At 64.9% G+C, this 18,329-nt stretch carries 17 protein-coding genes; 5 read left to right on the plus strand and 12 right to left on the minus strand.

Going from position 1 to position 18,329, the window contains the following annotated elements; translation table 11 throughout:
- The first annotated feature begins 78 nt into the window (after positions 1 to 78).
- The 3 genes from XI03_RS25495 to XI03_RS25505 all read left to right on the plus strand — a co-directional run bounded on the left by XI03_RS25495 (position 79) and on the right by XI03_RS25505 (position 3,607).
- A complete protein-coding gene (locus XI03_RS25495) occupies positions 79 to 918 on the plus strand; it encodes a protein-disulfide reductase DsbD domain-containing protein (protein ID WP_271593639.1) in 840 nt (279 codons plus the stop codon).
- 300 nt (positions 919 to 1,218) lie between these two features.
- A complete protein-coding gene (locus XI03_RS25500) occupies positions 1,219 to 2,586 on the plus strand; it encodes a flippase (RefSeq protein WP_442869739.1) in 1,368 nt (455 codons plus the stop codon).
- A 196-nt stretch (positions 2,587 to 2,782) separates the two neighbouring features.
- The gene (locus XI03_RS25505) at positions 2,783 to 3,607 is read left to right on the plus strand and encodes a sulfite exporter TauE/SafE family protein (protein WP_028142056.1); all 825 of its coding nucleotides are present in this window, start codon (positions 2,783 to 2,785) and stop codon (positions 3,605 to 3,607) included.
- 155 nt (positions 3,608 to 3,762) lie between these two features.
- Here XI03_RS25505 and XI03_RS25510 read toward each other — a convergent pair whose 3' ends face one another.
- The 12 genes from XI03_RS25510 to cysG form a co-directional block, all read right to left on the minus strand.
- A complete protein-coding gene (locus XI03_RS25510) occupies positions 3,763 to 4,551 on the minus strand; it encodes a 3-hydroxybutyrate dehydrogenase (RefSeq protein WP_028142057.1) in 789 nt (262 codons plus the stop codon).
- 1 nt (position 4,552) lies between these two features.
- Positions 4,553 to 5,728 carry a patatin-like phospholipase family protein gene (locus XI03_RS25515; RefSeq protein WP_271593640.1) on the minus strand — a complete coding sequence of 392 codons (1,176 nt, stop codon included), beginning with the start codon at positions 5,726 to 5,728 and terminating at the stop codon, positions 4,553 to 4,555.
- Positions 5,729 to 5,805: 77 nt separating this feature from the next.
- On the minus strand, positions 5,806 to 6,309 hold the full coding sequence (locus tag XI03_RS25520; protein WP_018318739.1) for a CAP domain-containing protein: 504 nt from the start codon (positions 6,307 to 6,309) through the stop codon (positions 5,806 to 5,808).
- Between the two features lie 195 nt (positions 6,310 to 6,504).
- The gene (locus XI03_RS25525) at positions 6,505 to 7,539 is read right to left on the minus strand and encodes a sulfate/molybdate ABC transporter ATP-binding protein (protein ID WP_028142060.1); all 1,035 of its coding nucleotides are present in this window, start codon (positions 7,537 to 7,539) and stop codon (positions 6,505 to 6,507) included.
- Entirely contained in the window at positions 7,529 to 8,452 is a 924-nt protein-coding gene (gene cysW / locus XI03_RS25530) for a sulfate ABC transporter permease subunit CysW (protein WP_038950062.1), read from the minus strand. The genes XI03_RS25525 and cysW overlap by 11 nt, the downstream gene beginning before the upstream one ends.
- 10 nt (positions 8,453 to 8,462) lie before the next feature.
- On the minus strand, positions 8,463 to 9,299 hold the full coding sequence (cysT, locus tag XI03_RS25535) for a sulfate ABC transporter permease subunit CysT (RefSeq protein ID WP_081494297.1): 837 nt from the start codon (positions 9,297 to 9,299) through the stop codon (positions 8,463 to 8,465).
- A gap of 37 nt (positions 9,300 to 9,336) precedes the next feature.
- Complete coding sequence (locus tag XI03_RS25540; protein ID WP_085968055.1) at positions 9,337 to 10,350, minus strand: sulfate ABC transporter substrate-binding protein; 1,014 nt, start codon at positions 10,348 to 10,350, stop codon at positions 9,337 to 9,339.
- A 108-nt stretch (positions 10,351 to 10,458) separates the two neighbouring features.
- Positions 10,459 to 11,190, minus strand: a complete 732-nt coding sequence (locus tag XI03_RS25545; RefSeq protein ID WP_271593641.1) for a phosphoadenylyl-sulfate reductase — start codon at positions 11,188 to 11,190, stop codon at positions 10,459 to 10,461.
- Positions 11,187 to 11,702: a DUF934 domain-containing protein gene (locus XI03_RS25550; protein ID WP_095424685.1), complete on the minus strand. Its 516-nt coding sequence runs from the start codon at positions 11,700 to 11,702 to the stop codon at positions 11,187 to 11,189. The genes XI03_RS25545 and XI03_RS25550 overlap by 4 nt, the downstream gene beginning before the upstream one ends.
- Positions 11,689 to 13,344: a nitrite/sulfite reductase gene (locus XI03_RS25555; RefSeq protein WP_271593642.1), complete on the minus strand. Its 1,656-nt coding sequence runs from the start codon at positions 13,342 to 13,344 to the stop codon at positions 11,689 to 11,691. The genes XI03_RS25550 and XI03_RS25555 overlap by 14 nt, the downstream gene beginning before the upstream one ends.
- Before the next feature lie 11 nt (positions 13,345 to 13,355).
- Positions 13,356 to 13,673 (minus strand): DUF2849 domain-containing protein, encoded by a 318-nt coding sequence (locus XI03_RS25560; RefSeq protein WP_271593643.1) that lies wholly within the window; start codon positions 13,671 to 13,673, stop codon positions 13,356 to 13,358.
- Entirely contained in the window at positions 13,670 to 15,094 is a 1,425-nt protein-coding gene (cysG, locus tag XI03_RS25565) for a siroheme synthase CysG (protein WP_271593644.1), read from the minus strand. Before cysG ends, XI03_RS25560 begins: the two co-directional genes overlap by 4 nt.
- 245 nt (positions 15,095 to 15,339) lie before the next feature.
- Between cysG and cysD the strand changes: the two genes are divergently transcribed.
- Both cysD and cysC read left to right on the plus strand, forming a co-directional pair.
- Entirely contained in the window at positions 15,340 to 16,134 is a 795-nt protein-coding gene (gene cysD / locus XI03_RS25570; protein WP_038950054.1) for a sulfate adenylyltransferase subunit CysD, read from the plus strand.
- 19 nt (positions 16,135 to 16,153) lie between these two features.
- Positions 16,154 to 18,070, plus strand: a complete 1,917-nt coding sequence (cysC, locus tag XI03_RS25575) for an adenylyl-sulfate kinase (RefSeq protein ID WP_028142070.1) — start codon at positions 16,154 to 16,156, stop codon at positions 18,068 to 18,070.
- Positions 18,071 to 18,329 lie beyond the last annotated feature (259 nt).

Genomic DNA, 18,329 nt, shown 5'->3' on the forward strand with positions numbered 1-18,329 from the left:
TTGCAGAGACTTGATTCAAGTGCATCCATCACAAGCAATTCAATGGTTTGCCTCAGGGCGACCCTGTAAAGACGTGCCATGCTCACAAGAGTTCCCCTACGTGCGGCGATTGGCGTCGCGACAACCCTGTTTGCGTCGTCGCTGGCCATCGTAGCCCGGGCCGATGACGCTTCGCCGTGGCAGCGCGACGGACATTCCGCGGTGCGGCTATTGGCGGGATCGCGCAGCGGCGCCGTCCTGCTCGGCGGTATCGCCATCCAGCTCCAGCAGGGGTGGAAGACCTATTGGCGCTCCCCCGGCGATTCCGGTGTCCCGCCGCGGTTCGATTTTTCCAAGTCGGACAATGTCGAGGCGGTGACGGTGATGTGGCCTGCGCCGCTGAAATTCAACGACGGCGCCGGCGGCCATTCGATCGGCTATCACAACCAGATCGTGCTGCCCCTGCGCATCGTCGCCAAGGCGGCCGACAAGCCCGTGACCCTGCGCGCAGAGATCAATTACGCGGTGTGCGAAAAACTCTGCATTCCGGTCGAGGCCAGCGCCGAGCTCGGCTTCAACAGCGTGGCCTCGACCGAGGATGCCAATCTACGTGCGGCCCTCGACACCGTGCCGAAGCCCGCCAATATCGGCGATCCCAATCCACTCACCATCCGCGACGTCAAGCGCGACGGCGCCACCAAGGTGACGGTCGACGTGGTCACGCCGGATGCGCGCGAGGTCAATCTGTTCGTGGAAGGTCCGACGCCCGACTGGGCGCTGCCGATTCCGGCTCCGGTCAAGGACAACCCGGCTGGCGTGAAGCGCTTTTCGTTCGAGCTCGACGGCCTGCCGCCGGGCGCCAAGCCGGACGGCGCGGCGTTGAAATTCACGCTGGTCGGGCCGGACAAGGCGTACGAGTTCAATACGAATTTGGAGTGAGTACCGGTTAGCGCGAGGAAGTTGCACGGCTCGCGCCCCACTTTCAGCTGTCGTCCCGGACAAGCGCGCCTCAGCGCGCGCCGATCCGGGACCCATGGCCACAGGCGTGGTTTGGCGAAGACTCGGAGTGACCAGCTCGCCCACAACTTCTTCTCGGGGTTATGGGTCCCGGATCTTCGCTTCGCTCGTCCGGGTCGACACCGAGTATGGAACGCCACCCAACCGAATCTTAACGAATGGTTGCTAAGCCCCAGGGCCACCGCAGCAAGCCTGCGTCATGCGGTAGCCTGGGGACTTTAATTGGCCGTGATGGATGCAGAACCTGCAACGACCGGACCGGCCGGGCTAATCGCGCGGCTGCGGGCCAGGCTGACGGGCGGCCCGAGCGAGGCATCGCTGACGCGGCGGCTGGCCGGCACCATCTTCATCATCCGGGTCATCAGCGCAGGCCTTGCCTATGTTTCGCAGGTCCTGCTCGCGCGCTGGATGGGCACGTCCGACTACGGCATCTACGTGTATGTCTGGACCTGGGTGCTGCTGCTCGGCAGCATGATGGATTTCGGCATCTCGGCCTCGGCGCAGAAAATCATTCCGGAGTATCGCGCCAGCGGCGAGCAGGCGCTGCTGCGCGGCTTTCTCTCCGGCAGCCGCTGGCTGACCTTTGCGGTGTCCACGCTGGTCTCGCTCGCCCTTGCCGGCATCGTCAGGCTGCTGTCGCCCTGGATCGACCCGGCCGAGGTACTGCCACTCTATATCGGCTGCATGACGCTGCCCGCCTTCGTCGTCGCCAACACCCAGGACGGCATCGCGCGCTCGCATGACTGGATGCAGCTCGGCCTGATGCCGCAATTCATCATCCGCCAGGGGCTGATCATCGGCATCACGGCCAGCGCCTTCCTGCTCGGCTACCATCTCGGCGCCGTCGCCGCGATGGTCGCGAGCGCCGGCGCAGTGTGGGTCGCGATGACCGGGCAGATGGTGGTGCTGAACCGCAAGCTCGCCGACCATATCGCGCCCGGCCCCAAGACCTATGACATCGGCGGCTGGCTCGCCGTCTCGCTGCCGATCCTGCTGGTCGAGAGCTTCTACCTGCTGCTGTCCTACACCGACGTGCTGGTGCTGCAGCAGTTCCGCCCCTCCGACGAGGTCGGCGTCTATTTCGCGGTGGTAAAGACGCTGGCGCTGGTCTCGTTCATCCACTACGCGATGTCGGCGACTACGGCGCACCGCTTCGCCGAATACAACGCCAGCGGCGACAAGGCACGCCTGTCGGCCTATGTCGCGCATGCGATCAACTGGACGTTCTGGCCGTCGCTGGCGGCGACCATCGTGCTGCTCGCGCTCGGCAAGCCGCTGCTCTGGCTGTTCGGGCCGCAATTCGTGGTCGGCTACGACATCATGTTCGTCGCCGCGATCGGGCTCGTGGTGCGCTCCGCGATCGGACCGGTCGAGCGGCTGCTCAACATGCTCGGCCAGCAGAAGATCTGTGCGCTCGCTTATGCATTGGCCTTCGTGATGAACCTCGTGCTCTGCATCGCACTCGTGCCGCGCTACGGCGGCCACGGCGCCGCGGCCGCGACCTCGATCTCGCTCACCTTCGAGACGGTGCTGCTGTTCTGGATCGTGCGACAGCGGTTGGGGCTGCACGTGCTGGCGTTTGGTAAATAGGTACTACGGCGCCGCCCTTGCTCACTCCCGTGGGGAACGACTGTTTCGCAGTGCGCCTGGGAACAACCGGAAACACCTCTCCATTTCCGACACGCAGCACAATTTTTCTTATTCCGCCCAAGCGGTTGCGCCCCAGGGAAAGTTTATTCTACGTCGTATTGCTCAACCGACGAGATCAACCTAAGATTCTCCAGACATGATCGATCCACTCTACGTCGCCTCCGGTTTCGGCGTCGGCCTGCTCGTCGGGATGACCGGCGTGGGCGGCGGTTCCCTGATGACGCCGCTGCTGATCCTGCTGTTCGGTGTTCATCCCTCCACCGCGGTCGGCACCGATCTGCTCTATGCCGCCGCCACCAAAACCGGCGGCAGCGTAGTGCATGGCTGGTCGCGCAGCGTGCACTGGCCGGCGGTGCTGCGGCTCGCCTGCGGCAGCATTCCCGCGAGCGCAGTGACGCTGCTGGTGCTGTGGAAGCTCGACCTCAGAAGCGATTCCGAGCGCAGCCTGGTTAATCTGGTGCTGTGCTTTGCGTTGCTGCTGACCGCGACCTCGCTGATCTTCCGCAAATCGATCATGGAGCGTTATCGCGGCCGGCTCGAACAGGTCGACGAGCGCACCACCGCGATTGCCACCGTCGTCACCGGAATCGTGCTCGGCGTGTTGGTGTCGATTTCGTCGGTGGGCGCCGGTGCGGTCGGCGTGACCGTGCTGCTGCTGCTCTACCCCCGCCTGCCCATGGCGACCATCGTCGGCTCCGACATCGCCCATGCGGTGCCGCTGACGCTGGTCGCCGGCATCGGGCACTGGGCGCTCGGCGACGTGGATTGGGCCCTGATGGGCGTGCTGCTGATGGGCTCGCTGCCCGGCATCATCATCGGCAGCTACAGCGCGACGCGGGTGCCGGAGACGGTGCTGCGGCTGACGCTTGCCAGCGTGCTGTTCGTGGTCGCAGGCAAGATCATGTTTGCGGAGCTGAACCTGTCGTCGGCGTTCGTGACGGCGCTGGCCTGGACGCATTAAGCGGCAGCGGACGCTTCGTTCTCGGTTTCGTAGGGTGGGTTAGCCGAAGGCGTAACCCACCTCTTTGGTTTCCGCTGTGACAGAAGTGGTGGGTTACGCCCTGCAGATACGCTTCGCGTATCTGCAGGGCTAACCCACCCTACGGCATCGAGCCGTTACTCCGCCGTCCAGCCGCCATCGATCGAGAGATTGGTGCCGGTGATCTGGGCGGCATCATCGCCGCACAGGAACAGCGCCAATGCGGCGACCTGCTCGGACGTCACGAACTCCTTGGTCGGCTGCGCGTCGAGCAGAACGTCGTTGATGACCTGCTCGCGCGTCAGATTGCGCGCCTTCATCGTGTCGGGGATCTGCCGCTCCACCAGCGGGGTCCAGACGTAGCCGGGACTGATGCAGTTGCAGGTGATCTTGTGCGTCGCGACCTCCAGCGCCACGGTCTTGGTCAGGCCTGCGATGCCGTGCTTGGCCGAGACGTAGGCCGACTTGAAGGGCGAGGCGACCAGCGAATGCGCCGATGCCGTGTTGATGATGCGGCCCCAGCCTTTCTTCTTCATGCCGGGCACGGCGGCACGGATGGCGTGGAAGGCCGAGGACAGGTTGATGGCGATGATCTGGTCCCACTTCTCGAGCGGAAACTCCTCGATCGGCGAGACGAACTGGATGCCGGCATTGTTGACGAGGATGTCGACCGAGCCAAAGGTCTTCTCGCCGAGCGCGATCATGCCGGCGATCTCGGCCGGCTTGGTCATGTCGGCGGGCGAATAGATCGCCTTCACCTTGAAGTCCGCCTCGATCTTCGCGCGCTCCTTCTCAATGTCCTCCGGCGTGCCGAAGCCGTTGATGACGACATTGGCGCCGGCGGCGGCGAAGGCGCGTGCGTATGCGAGCCCGATGCCGCTAGTGGACCCGGTCACGACGGCATTCTTGCCTGACAGACTACCCATTCTATTCGCTCCTTTTTGCCGGGGGCGCGGTGACGTCCCCCGTGAGATCGTAGGTCACCATGGTCTCACCGGACTGCGGCCGCTCGAGCCAGTCCTTGTGGCGCATCGACAGATGCACGTCGCGCACGCCGGCCTCCCAATGCTCGACCATGGCGACGTGCGAGAAGTCGTAATCCTTGGACGAGGATTCGTAGTTCTTGCTGCGGTAGATCAGATGCACGACGGTGACGGTGCTTTCGCGCGACACCTTCGCCAGGAATTCGACGGAAGGATCGTTCTTGAGATAATCCGGCAATTTGCCGATCAGGTCGCGCACCGCCCTGCGGGCGTTGTGGATCTGCTTGTTCTTGTCGGTGTTCATCCGCGTGCGGCTGGAATAGCGGATGTCCTTCTCGCGCTCGGCGGCCTCCAGCAGCGAGGTCGGCAGATCGCCGCGCGCGGAAAACAGGTCGACCTGGAAGATCAGCATGTCGCGATCGACCTCGGCGTCGAGCACGTAGTCGAGCGGCGTGTTGGAGGCGATGCCGCCATCCCAATAATGCTCGCCCTCGATCGTCACGGATGGAAAGCCGGGCGGCAGCGCGCCGGAGGCCATGATGTGCTCGGGGCCGATGGTCTTGCCGAGCTTCTTGAACTCGTAATTGTCGAAATATTTGAAGTTGCCGGAGGTGACGCCGACCGCGCCGACCGACAGGCGCGTCTTCAAATCGTTGATGCGGTCGAAATCGACCAGACGCTCCAGCGTCTTCTTCAGCGGTGCGGTGTCGTAATAGCTCTCGGCCTGCGGGCTGCCGGGCGGCCAGAGCGGCGCCGGCGGTATCCGCGGCGTGAAGAAGCCGGGCACGCCGAAGGTCGCGATCAGCGCGGCACTGGTCGAGTTGAACAGCTCGCGGCTGTGGTCGCTCTTGCCGATCGGTTTCCACGGCACCGGCGCGGAGACCATCTCCCAGAATTCCTTGAGCCGCTTGACGCGCGTCGGGCCCTCGTTGCCGGCGATGATGGCGGCGTTGACCGCGCCGATCGAGATGCCGGCGACCCATTCCGGCTCGAAACCGTGGCCGCACAGCGCCTGATAGGCGCCGGCCTGATAGGAGCCAAGCGCGCCGCCGCCCTGAAGGACCAGGACGCGTTGCGCATTCGCGGGGATGCTGGCGGATTCAGGGCTATGATCGGTCATGCAGGAACAATAGCAAAAGGCGAGCCACCGTGGCGACCCTCCGCCGCGGCGTCAATGCATCCCGGATCAAGTCTGGCTTATCGGGGCTCGGTCGAGGCCAGGATCATGGTCCAGAACACCTTGTATTTGGTGCCGGGAGCATAGCTCGCCGCGATGCCCAATTTTGTGACACCGCCCTTGAGCATGTTGGCGCGGTGGGGCGGCGAATCGCGCCAGCCGGAAAACGCTTCCGCCAGCGTATGATAGCCGGCCGAGACGTTCTCGACGGCAACGGTGGCGGGATAGCCGCCGGTGGCAAGGCGCTTGGCCAGCGGCGCGCGGACGTCGTGATCCATCTTGTTGGCCGCAGCCATAGCCTGGGACTGGGATTCGGCGAGCCGCATCAGATCAGGGTCGATGACGACGGTGCCGAGGGCATTGTTCTGGCGGTATTGCGAGATCATGATGGCTGCCGCCTGCGCATCGAGCTTGGAGCCCGGGACCGCCATATCGGCATACATGGACGGCTGCTGGACCGGTGCCTCGTTGCCGGCACAGCCGGCAAGCAGCAAAGTGATGAGAATTGCGGCCGCAGCGCGCATGTAAAGCCCCCGAATGAGGGGCCGTTGTTGCATACCAACCGTGGCTGAAAGGTGAATTTTGAAGAAATCGTTCCTGTCATTCCGGGGCAGCGCGTAGCGCTGAACTGTGGTGCGCAATCGCGCACCTGAGACTCTCGCGCCATAACCTCGAGATTCCGGGTTCGATGCTTCGCATCGCCACGGAATGACAGAGCGTTAGCCCGCAAATATCCGGTAACGGCGCGGCTCGAGGCCGATGGTGTCGCCGGCGCGCAGTTCCTTGTCGCGGGGGGCGTCGATCTCGATGGTCTCGCCGCCCGACAATGCGACCTCGGCGCGCTGCACGGGACCGAAATTGCGGACGTGCTGGACCGCGCCCTCGAAGGCGCCGCTGCCGGGGGGCCCGACCAGCATGTCATGTCGCCGCACGAACAGTTTTGACGCGCCAGGCGCAAGCCCGTCCGCCGCGAGGGTGAGCGGCCGGTCACCCAGCCTGATCACGCCGCCTTCGACCTGAACCGGCAGTTCGATGGACTCGCCGATAAAGCCGTGCACGAAGGCCGTCGCCGGGGTCTCGTAGACGTCGTCGGGCGAGCCGATCTGCTCGATCCTGCCCTTGTCCATGACGACGACGCGGTTGGCGACTTCGAGCGCCTCCTCCTGGTCGTGGGTGACGAAGATGGAGGTGACGTTGATCTCGTGATGCAGCGAGCGCAGCCATCGGCGCAGTTCTTTCCGCACCTTGGCATCGAGCGCGCCGAAGGGCTCGTCGAGCAAGAGGATGCGCGGCTCGATCGCGAGCGCGCGGGCGAGCGCAATGCGCTGGCGCTGGCCGCCGGAGAGCTGGCTCGGATAGCGGTCGGCGAGCCAGTCGAGCTGAACGAGGTCGAGCAGCTCCTTGACCCGCGCCCGGATCGCGGCTTCGTCCTTGCGTACCGCGCGCGGCTGCACGCGCAGGCCGAAGGCGACGTTCTCGAACACGGTCATGTGGCGGAACAGCGCGTAATGCTGGAACACGAAGCCGACATGCCGCTCGCGCGCGCCCTGCGCCAGCGCGTCCTCGCCATTGAAGGAGACCTCGCCGGAATCAGGCCAGTCGAGGCCGGCGATGATCCGCAGCAGCGTGGTCTTGCCGGAGCCTGACGGACCGAGCAGCGCCAGCAATTCACCATTGTCGACCTTGAGGTCGACGCCGTCGAGGGCGGCAAAACTGCCGAACTTCTTGACGAGATTCTTGACTTCAATGGTCACTTGCGTCGTCTCCTTCGTCGAGGTGACGTTCGAGAACCGTCTTTGCGATCAGCGTGATCAGCGCCAGCATCGCCAGCAGCGAGGCGATCGCGAAGGCGGCGACGAACTGGTATTCGTTGTAGAGGATCTCGACCAGCAGCGGCATCGTGTTGGTCTCACCGCGGATATGGCCTGAGACGACGGAGACCGCGCCGAACTCCCCCATCGCGCGCGCATTGCAGAGCAGGACGCCATAGAGCACGCCCCATTTGATGTTGGGCAGGGTGACGCGGAAGAAGGTCTGCAAGCCCGAAGCGCCGAGCGAAACCGCGGCCTCCTCCTCCTGCGTGCCCTGCTCCTGCATCAGGGGGATCAGCGCGCGCGCGACGAACGGGAAGGTCACGAAGGTGGTGGCGAGCGCAATGCCGGGCACGGCGAACAGGATCTGGATGTCGTGATCCCTGAGCCAGCCGCCGAAATAACCCTGCGCGCCGAACAGCAGCACGAAGACGAGACCGGAGATCACCGGGCTGACCGAAAACGGCAGGTCGATCAGCGTGATCAGGAAGGTCTTGCCCGGGAAATCGAATTTTGCAATCGCCCAGGCGGCGACGAGGCCGAAGACAAGGTTGAGGCCGACCGAGATCGCCGCGACGATCAACGTCAGCTTGATCGCGGCCAACGCCTCCGGCTCGGCGAGCGCGGAGAGATAGGCGAGGATTCCCTTCGAAAAGGCCTGCGCGAACACGACCACCAGCGGCAGCACGACGAAGACGGAAAGAAAGATCATCGCCAGCGCGATGATGGTGATGCGCACCGCGCGCGGTTCGGTGCGCAAATTGTCTTGCGCCGCCGCCGCATGTGCCCGTGCCTTCGCACGTGCCTTGGCGTCGGGAGCCGAGAGCGACACGGAGTCTGCGATCTGCATCGTCATCGCATCCTCCTCAGCGCGCCGGGATCCGGCTCCGCGCCCAGCGCTGGAGCCGGTTGACGGCGAAAATGATGACGAAGGAGACGACGAGCATGACCACAGCGATGGCGGTCGCGTCGGCGTAGCGGAATTCGGACAGCCGGATCACGATCAAGAGCGGCGCGATCTCGGAGACATTAGGCAGATTGCCGGCAATGAAGATCACCGAGCCATATTCACCGACCGCGCGGGCAAAGGCGAGCGCGAGCCCGGTGAGCAGCGCCGGCGCGAGCGAGGGCAGGATCACGCGGATGATGGTCTGCCAGCGGCTGGCGCCCAGGCTGCCCGCGGCCTCCTCGATCTCAGGGTCGAGATCCTGCAGCACCGGCTGCACCGTGCGCACCACGAAGGGAATGCCGATGAAGATCATGGCGACGAAGATGCCGACCGGCGTGAACGCCACCTTGATGCCGAGCGCCGCGAGCGGCGCCCCGAGCCAGCCCTTCTCGGCGAACAGCGCGGTCAGCGCGACGCCGGCGACCGCCGTCGGCAGCGCGAAGGGCACGTCGACGATGGCGTCGAACAGCCGCCGGCCGGGGAAGCGGTAGCGCACCAGCGCCCAGACGATGATGCTGCCCATGACGAGGTTGACGCAGGCCGCCGCGAACGCGAGGCCGAAGGAAACCCGCAGGGCATTCAGGGTGCGCCGGCTGGAGAGGATGTTCCAGAATTGCTCGGGGCTGAGCTCGAGCGATTTCAGGAACAGCCCGGCGAGCGGAATCAGGATGATGATCGACAGCCAGGAAAGCGTCAGTCCCATGGTGAGACCGAAGCCCGGCAATGTCCGGCGTCGTGCTGCGCGTGCGCTCACCAGGCCCCCTGCTAAAGCCCATTAAGACAGCGCCAGATCAATTCTTATAGATCTGGTCAAAGATGCCGCCGTCGGCGAAATGTTCCTTCTGCGCCTTGGTCCAACCACCGAAAACGTCGTCGATCGTGAATAGTTCGACCTTTGCGAAGGCGTTTTCGTATTTTTTGGCAATCTCGGCATCGCGCGGGCGGTAGAAGTTGCGCGCGGCGATCTCCTGCCCCTCCTTGGTGTACCAATACTGGAGGTAGGCATCGGCGGCGTTGCGGGTGCCCTTCTTGTCGGCAACCTTGTCGACGATCGCGACCGGCGGCTCGGCGAGGATGGATTGCGGCGGCGCCACGATCTCGAATTTCTCCCGGCCGAATTCCTTCAGGGCGAGAAACGCCTCGTTCTCCCAGGCGAGCAGCACGTCGCCGACGCCGCGCTCGACGAAGGTCACGGTGGCGCCGCGCGCGCCGGTATCGAGCACCGGCACCTGCTGGTAGAGCTTTCCGATGAAGTCCTTGGCCTTGTCGGCGGCGCCGTATTTCTTCTGCGCAAAGCCCCAGGCCGCCAGATAATTCCAGCGCGCGCCGCCCGATGTCTTCGGGTTCGGCGTGATCACGGCAACGCCCGGCTTGATCAGATCGTCCCAGTCCTTGATCGCCTTGGGGTTGCCCTTGCGCACCAGGAACACGATGGTTGACGTGTAGGGCGACGCATTCTGCGGTAACCGCTTCTGCCAGTCCGTCGCCGTGAGGCCCTTGCCGGCGATCGCGTCGACGTCGTAGGCGAGCGCGAGCGTCACCACATCGGCCTGCAATCCGTCGATCACCGCCCGCGCCTGCGAACCGCTGCCGCCATGCGACTGCTTGATCTCGACGCTCTTGCCGGTTTCCTTCTGGTAGGCATTCGCGAACGCCTTGTTGAATTCGGCATAGAGCTCGCGCGTCGGATCATACGACACGTTGAGCAGATTGATGTCAGCAGCGAGAGCCGCGCTTGCCAAGAAACCCGTCGCGAGAAGTCCTGCAGCGAGCGGAACGATACGGCGGATCATGTCCATCTCCATTCACTTCGACGACGTCAGTGTCAGCGAAGGCAGGCGAAACTCGCGGCGAAACGCGCTTAAGTCAACGAAACCGGATTTTCTTGTTCGCAGCGTGGCAGCGTGACTGTGCTACGAAGTCTTCATCGTGTGGATGCCGCATTCTGTCTTGGCCCGGCCGCGCCAGCGACCGGCACGTTCATCCTCACCCTCGGCCGTTCTGCTCGTGCAAGGCATACACCCAACCGACAGGAAACCGGAGGCGGCCAGTGGATGACGCGGCAATTTGGCGCGGACGAAGATGCCCTCGAGTTCCTCGCGCGAGACGTTGGCGAAGGGGTTGAACTTCAACCGCGCGCCATCGTCTTCGACCACTGGAATGTCGGCGCGCGCATTGCCCTGGAAGCGCTTGCGGCCGTTGAGCCAGGCCGAGAACGGCTTCAGTGCCCGCGCCAGCGGCTCGACTTTACGAATGCGGCAGCAGGCATCGGGATCAGAGAACCAGAGATCGCGGTCGGCGTCTTCGCGCGCCAGCGTCTCCTCCGCCGGTTTGATCGAGCGGACGTCCTTCAGGCCAAGCGTCGCGATCAGCGTGTCGCGATAGGCCAGCGTCTCCTCGAACAGCCAGCCGGTATCGAGGAACATCACGGGGATCGCGGGGTCGACGTCCGCCATGACCTTCAGCAGCGTCGCCGATTCCGTGCCGAACGACGACACCAGCGCCAGCTTTTCGCGCCCGACCGTCTTCAGCGCCGCGGCGACGATCTCCGCGGGCGAGGCATCGCGCAGCGCGCGATCGAGTTCGTCCGCCGACGGCAGCGCAGAGGCGGACGTCGGCGAAACCTGAGGCGCGATCGCGTTCACGTGCCGACGCCTTCGGAATGGCGCAGCTGCATGCGCCGGTGCAAGGCCGTGATGCGGCCGTCACCGGTCGGCTGGTAGAACACCGAATAGCGCTTGGCGGTCTGCATGAAGGCTTCCGCGTCGGCCTGCTTCTTGACGTCGAAGGAATCGAAGCCGGCGCGCAGCATGAACACGAACTGGTCGCGCAGCACCTGGCCGGTGGCGCGCAATTCGCCGCGGTAATTGTATCGCTCGCGCAGCAGCCGGGCCTGACTGTAGGCACGGCCGTCGCGGAAGGTCGGGAACACCAGCGCAACGACGGCGATCTTGCCGAGATAGGGGACCAGTTCGGCGATGTCGCGGTTGTTCGGCCAGATCACGCCGACCTTGCCGGCACGCTCGAGCAGCGCATCGGCCTCGCCGATGAAGCGCTCGGCCGGCACCAGGATGTCGCCGCCCTCGGGCAGCGGCGTGTCGACGGCCAGCTTGACGAAGCTGTCGTCGGCGATCTTTCCGCCGTTAACGAGTGGCATAAACGCGCTCCTTGAAGGGTTCGACGCCGAGGCGTTTCACTGTGTCCATGAACAGCTCGTCGGGCCGCTCGCGCAGCGCCAGATAGGCTTCCACGATGTCCTCGACGACGTCGGCGACCTCGTCGAACTTGACGCCCGGCCCGATCAGGTTCCCGAGCGCGGCGTTTTCGTCTGCACGGCCGCCGATGGTGATCTGGTAAACTTCCTCGCCGTTCTTCTCGACGCCGAGAATGCCGATATGGCCGACATGGTGATGACCGCAGGCGTTGATGCAGCCTGAGATGTTGATGTGGAGCCGGCCGATCAGGTTGGCGAGCTCGTGGTTGGCGAAGCGCCGCGTCAGTTCCTGCGCGATCGGGATCGAGCGCGCATTCGCCAGCGAGCAATAGTCGAGACCCGGGCAGGCGATGATGTCGGTGATCAGATTGACGTTCGGCGTCGCGAGGCCAAGCTTGTCGAGTGCCTTCCACAGCGCCGGCAGATCGCGCTTGGCGACATGCGGCAGTGCCAGGTTCTGTTCGTGACCAACGCGGATCTCACCGAAGGAATATTTGTCGGCGAGATCGGCCAGCGCATCCATCTGCTCCGCCGTGGCATCGCCCGGAGGCGCGCCAATCGGCTTCAGCGAGATCGTGACGATGGAGTAGCCCTGGTTCTTGTGCGGGGCCACCGAGTTCTTGCGCCACGCTTCGAAATCGGGATCGGCCGCCGCCTGCCGCAACTCGTCCGGCATGTGCGGGAGCTTTTCGTAGGCCGGATAGGTGAAGCGCGAGCGGATGTCCTCGATCACCTCGTCGTCGATCTGGAGCGAGGAGTTGCGGATGTGCTGCCACTCCTCCTCGACTTCGCGGGAGAACTTCTCGATGCCGAGCTCGTGCACCAGGATCTTGATGCGCGCCTTGTAGATGTTGTCGCGGCGACCGTACTGATTGTAGACGCGCAGGATCGCCTCGATATAGCTGAGGATATCGCGGCCGTGCACGAAGTGCTTGATGGTCTTGGCGATGAACGGCGTGCGGCCAAGACCGCCGCCGACCAGCACCTCGAAGCCGGTCTCGCCCTTTTCGTTCTTGATCAGGCGAAGGCCGATGTCGTGGATCTTGATCGCGGCACGGTCGTGGTCCGACGCCGTGATCGCGATCTTGAACTTGCGCGGCAGGAACGAGAACTCCGGATGCAGCGTGGTGTGCTGGCGGATCAGCTCCGACCAGATGCGGGGATCCTCGATCTCGCCCGGCGCGACGCCGGCCCACTGGTCCGAGGTGACGTTGCGCATGTTGTTGCCGGAGGTCTGCATCGCATGGATGCCGACCTTGGCGAGATCTTCCAGCGCGTCCGGCAATTCGGCGAGCTTGATCCAGTTGAACTGGATGTTCTGCCGCGTGGTGAAATGGCCGTAGCCGCGGTCGTATTTGCGCGCGACATGGGCGAGCGCCCGCAGCTGGTTCGTCGCCAGCGTGCCATAGGGGATCGCAACGCGGAACATGTAGGCGTGCAGTTGCAGATAGACGCCGTTCTGCAGGCGCAAGATCTTGAACTCGTCCTCGGTGAGCTCGCCGGAGAGGCGCCGCTTCACCTGGTCGCGGAACTCCGAGACGCGCTCATTGACGAGCGTGCGGTCGATTTCGTCGTAAGCATACATAAGAAAGCGCCTTAAACCTGGGCCGACTGTCCGATGGTCACACCGGTGCGGCGGATCTGTTCGCGCAGATTGCCGGGTTCGATCTTGCCGTCCGCGCCGACCTGCACCGGGGCGATATAGGGACCGATCGCGCCGACGTCATCGGCGACGGACTCCGCAAGCAACGCCTTGGCCTCGTCGGAGTTGCGCACGATCGCAGCTTCCGACAGGTCCGCGGACCAGCTCCTGGCGGCGGTGCGATAAACCACGATGCCGTCCCAGGTACGATTGGCGGTCACGATCGAGGGGCCGGCGATCTTGATCTTCTTCTGTTCAAGCGGGGAGGTCATTCGGCTGCATCCAATAGGTCAGAGATGATTTGCTTTGGGGTTTCGCGGCGAAGGGAACCGGCATGCCGGACCACCTCGCCGATGATGAGAATGGCGGGACCGCCGCTGACCCGCCGCACCAGCTCGGGAAGGTCGCGCAGCGTGCCGATCGCGCTCTGCGCGTCGGGACGCGTCACACGCGCGAACACCCCGACCGGCGTCTCCGGCGAACGGCCAGCGGCGAACAGGCCGGCGCGCACGGCCGGCGCCGCGGTCATGCCCATGTAGACCACAACGGTCATTTTGGTGTCGGTCAGCGTGGCCCAGTCCACGACTTCCGCGTCGCGCGCCTTGTGCGCGGTGAGGAAGGTGATGCGGGTCGCTTCGTGACGGTAGGTGAGCGGCACCTCGAAATCGGCGGCGCCGCCGAGCCCCGCGGTGATGCCGGGGATGATCGAATAGGCGACGCCTGCCGCGCGCAGGGCTTCGACCTCTTCGCCACCACGGCCGAACACGAAGGGATCGCCGCCCTTCAGCCGCACCACGCGCTGACCGGATTGCGCGGCCTCGATCATGCGCTTGTTGATGGCGTCCTGGCCGATGCCGGGCTTGCCGACGCGGCGGCCGACGGCAACGCGCGTGGTGTCACGGCGGATGCGGTCGAGAATTTCGCCCGAGACCAGCTCGTCATGGAAGACGATGTCGGCGTCCTGCAATGCGCGCAGCGCCTTGATGGTGAGAAGATCGGGATCGCCGGGACCGGCGCCGACCAGCGCGACCGAGCCTTCCGGCTCGTCGGCACGCGCGAATTCGGAGGGATCGGCAATCGCCTTGAGCGCGGCATCCGCCTCGCTCCTGCGGCCGCCGAGCACGGCAGCGCCGATCGGGCCGTCGATGACGCGCTCCCAGAACCGGCGGCGCAGCGGAAACTCGGTGATGCGCTCGTTGATGGACTTGCGAAAGCCGCCGATGAACTCGGCGAGCTCGCCGATACGGGCCGGCAGCAGCGCCTCGATCTTCTCGCGCACGCGCCGTGCCACGACGGGCGAAGTGCCGCCGGTGCCGACTGCGACCACGACATCGCCGCGATCGACGATCGCCGGGAAGATGAAGCTGGAATGTTCGAGATCGTCCATGACGTTGACGGGCAGACCGAGAGCCTTGGCGCGAACCGACATCGCCACGCCGACATCACCCGCACCAGCGCAGACGATGGCGATGACGCCGGCGAGATCGGCGGTCAGTGGATCGCCGGCAGCGATCTCGATCCGCACCGCGTCCTCCGAGTTGAGACCCAGATCATGATTGCCGTCGATCGCATGCACGCGAATGCGCGCACCGGCCGCAGCGAGCACGCGCAGCTTGGCACGCAAAAGCTCGCCCGCGCCGATGAGGACCACCGGACCGGCCTTGAGATCGAGAAATACCGGCAAGAACCGCATGCGATACTCGCTTCCCCCACATCCGGGGTTGACTGGAATTATTTTCTATATATGTGTCGTTTCGAGCGCGCAAAGAGAAAATTTTTTCTTCTCTTCCGCACCGCAACTATAGAATTTTCGCCTCCAAACGCAAAGTGGCAGAGATGCATCTTCTCAAGGACGATTCCGCAGCGAGCGGACTGAGCAGCCCGGCCTCGGCTGAGCGCGCACGCACGCAAGAATTTTCTGCTGACCTTGCCCCCAGCATGGACCATCTCGACCAGCTCGAGGCGCAGAGCATCTACATCTTCCGCGAGGCCTTCGCCCGGCTGAAGAAGATCGCGCTGCTGTGGTCGCTCGGGAAGGACTCCAACGTCATGATCTGGCTGGCGCGGAAGGCGTTCTTCGGCCGCGTGCCGTTCCCGGCTTTGCATGTCGACACCGGCAAGAAGTTTCCGGAGATGTACCGCTTTCGGGATCACTACGGCAAAGAATGGGATCTCGATCTGCGCGTCGAGCCCTGCCCGCCCATCGATGCCGTCGATCCGACGCTGCCGCCGGCCGCGCGCTCCGCTGCGCGCAAGACCGAAGGCCTCAAGATGGCGCTCGGCAAATTCGGCTTTGACGGCCTGATCGCCGGCATCCGCCGCGACGAGGAGGCAACGCGCGCCAAGGAGCGTGTGTTCTCGCCGCGCGGGCTCGAAGGCAATTGGGACGTGCGCGACCAGCCGCCGGAGTTCTGGGACCATTTCAACGCCTCGCCGCCGCAGGGCGCGCATCTGCGCATCCATCCGATCCTGCATTGGACCGAGGCCGACATCTGGGCCTACACCAAGCGCGAGAACATCCCGATCATCCCGCTATATCTCGCCAGGGACGGCAAGCGCTATCGCTCGCTGGGAGATCAGGACATCACCAATCCGGTCGCGTCGACCGCGTCCAACATCGACGAGATCCTGATCGAGCTCGAGCAGACCAAGGTGCCGGAGCGCGCCGGCCGCGCGCTCGACCACGAGACCGAGGACGCCTTCGAGCGCCTGCGCGTCGCCGGCTATCTCTGATCAAGAACGCGAGCGCGATATGAACATGATCGTCACCCCCGCTTCGCCGGCCACCCCGAACGGCACCACCCGTCCGCAGGTCCGCATCGTCATCGTCGGCCATGTCGATCACGGCAAATCGACGCTGGTCGGCCGCCTCTTGCACGAGACCGGCAGCCTGCCCGACGGCAAGCTCGACATGCTGAAAGCCGTCAGCGCGCGACGCGGCATGCCGTTCGAATGGTCGTTCCTGCTGGATGCGCTGCAGACCGAGCGGGACCAGGGCATCACCATCGACACCACGCAGATCCGCTTCCGCACCAATTCGCGCGACATCGTTCTGATCGACGCGCCCGGCCACGCCGAATTCCTGCGCAACATGATCACCGGCGCCTCGCAGGCCGACGGCGCGGTGCTGATCATCGACGCGCTCGAAGGCGTGCGCGACCAGACACGGCGGCACGGCTATCTCCTGCATCTGCTCGGCGTGAAGCAGGTCGCTGTTGTCGTCAACAAGATGGACCGCGTCGATTTCTCCGCCGACCGCTTCAAGGAGATCAGCGACGAGATTTCGGCGCATCTGAACGGCCTCGGCGTGAAGCCCACGGCGGTGATCCCGATCTCCGCGCGCGACGGCGACGGCGTCGCCGAGCGCACCGACCGGATCGGCTGGTACAAGGGCCCGACCGTGGTCGAGGCGCTGGACCGGCTGGAGCCGGCGCGGCCGCTCGAAGCGCTGGCGCTGCGCCTGCCGGTGCAGGCGATCTACAAGTTCGACGACCGCCGCATCGTCGCGGGCCGCATCGAATCCGGCAGCCTCATTGCCGGCGACGAGATCGTGATCATGCCGGCTGGCAAGATCGCGAAGATCAAGACCGTCGAGAGCTGGCCGGTGACGCCGGTTGCGGGACGGCAGGGCGCGGGCCGCTCGGTCGGCATTACGCTCGACCGCGAACTATTCGTCGAGCGCGGCGATATCATCGCGCACGCGAGCGCCGCCCCGCGCGAGACGCGGCGGCTGCGCGCGCGGATCTTCTGGCTGCACGACAAGCCGCTCGCCAAGGGCGACCAGCTCCTGGTCCGCTGCGGGCCGAAGGAAAGCCGCGCCACGGTCGTCGCGATCGAGAAGGCGGTCGATCCGGGCGAGCTCTCGAGCAGCGAGAACAAGGCGATCGGCCGCAACCATGTCGGCGAGATCGACATCTCGCTGTCGAATCCGATTGCCACCGATCCCTACACCGAGAATCCGCGCACCGGCCGTCTCGTGATCGAAGTCTCCGGGCGCATCGCCGGCGGAGGTCTGGTGCTGTCGGTCGATGCCGGCCAGCGCGCCTTGCCGGTGGACATCGTGCCGGTGGAATCCGCACTTCGTCCCGACGAGCGCTCCGCGCGCTATCAGCACAACGGCGCGGTGGTCTGGCTCACCGGCCTGCCGGCCTCGGGCAAGTCGACGCTCGCCAAGGCGCTGGAACGGCGGCTGTTCACCAATGGCGGCTCGCCGATCCTGCTCGACGGCGACACGCTGCGCGCCGGGCTCAACAGCGATCTCGGCTTCTCCACGGCTGACCGCAGCGAGAACATCCGCCGCCTTGCCGAAGTCGCAACGCATCTCGCACGTAACGGCCATATCGCCATCGTCGCCGCGGTCTCGCCCGCGCGCGAGGACCGCGCCACGGCGCGCCGCATCGCCGACACCGCGTTCCGCGAGATCCATGTCGCGACGCCGGCAGAGGTCTGCGAGGATCGCGACCCCAAGGGGCACTACAAGAAGGCCCGCGCCGGCGCGCTGGCGTCGTTCACCGGCATCGGTAACGACTACGAAGCGCCGCAGGCGGCCGAGCTCGTGATCGACACCTCGACGCGGACCGTCGCCGAGGCAGCCGATGAGATCGAGCAGATGCTGAAGACGACGGGCGTGCTGTTCGACGAAACCGTGGACCTCGCCGCGAATATTTGAGGCAGGCTCCATCCGCTTGCGCAGCTGCGTTCCCTCCCCCCTTGCGGGGGAGGGCTAGGGAGAGGGGTCCACACGGGGACTCTCTCAATCAATCAGAGCACTCCGCTCCCGTCGAATCCCGACACACACCTTTTCCTGAGCCACCCCTCTCCCCCGCCCTCCCCCACAAGGGGGAGGGAGCGCAGTTGTGTCCGTGGCGCGAAGTTGGGATCAAATTTGTAAAGCCAGCTGCCCGCCACACCTGCTCTTGACATTTTGA

The organism is Bradyrhizobium sp. CCBAU 65884 (assembly GCF_028128835.1).
Lineage (GTDB): Bacteria > Pseudomonadota > Alphaproteobacteria > Rhizobiales > Xanthobacteraceae > Bradyrhizobium > Bradyrhizobium ottawaense.

Excerpts from the sequence above, each read along its gene's own strand:
- XI03_RS25505 (WP_028142056.1), top strand. The coding sequence starts at position 2,783 with ATGATCGATCCACTCTACGTCGCCTCCGGTTTCGGCGTCGGCCTGCTC.
- XI03_RS25550 (WP_095424685.1), bottom strand. The coding sequence starts at position 11,702 with ATGCCACTCGTTAACGGCGGAAAGATCGCCGACGACAGCTTCGTCAAG.
- cysW (WP_038950062.1), bottom strand. The coding sequence starts at position 8,452 with ATGACGATGCAGATCGCAGACTCCGTGTCGCTCTCGGCTCCCGACGCC.
- XI03_RS25515 (WP_271593640.1), bottom strand. The coding sequence starts at position 5,728 with ATGACCGATCATAGCCCTGAATCCGCCAGCATCCCCGCGAATGCGCAA.
- XI03_RS25520 (WP_018318739.1), bottom strand. The coding sequence starts at position 6,309 with ATGCGCGCTGCGGCCGCAATTCTCATCACTTTGCTGCTTGCCGGCTGT.
- XI03_RS25555 (WP_271593642.1), bottom strand. The coding sequence starts at position 13,344 with ATGTATGCTTACGACGAAATCGACCGCACGCTCGTCAATGAGCGCGTC.
- cysG (WP_271593644.1), bottom strand. The coding sequence starts at position 15,094 with ATGCGGTTCTTGCCGGTATTTCTCGATCTCAAGGCCGGTCCGGTGGTC.
- XI03_RS25560 (WP_271593643.1), bottom strand. The coding sequence starts at position 13,673 with ATGACCTCCCCGCTTGAACAGAAGAAGATCAAGATCGCCGGCCCCTCG.
- XI03_RS25540 (WP_085968055.1), bottom strand. The coding sequence starts at position 10,350 with ATGGAGATGGACATGATCCGCCGTATCGTTCCGCTCGCTGCAGGACTT.
- cysD (WP_038950054.1), top strand. The coding sequence starts at position 15,340 with ATGGACCATCTCGACCAGCTCGAGGCGCAGAGCATCTACATCTTCCGC.
- XI03_RS25510 (WP_028142057.1), bottom strand. The coding sequence starts at position 4,551 with ATGGGTAGTCTGTCAGGCAAGAATGCCGTCGTGACCGGGTCCACTAGC.
- XI03_RS25495 (WP_271593639.1), top strand. The coding sequence starts at position 79 with ATGCTCACAAGAGTTCCCCTACGTGCGGCGATTGGCGTCGCGACAACC.
- cysC (WP_028142070.1), top strand. The coding sequence starts at position 16,154 with ATGAACATGATCGTCACCCCCGCTTCGCCGGCCACCCCGAACGGCACC.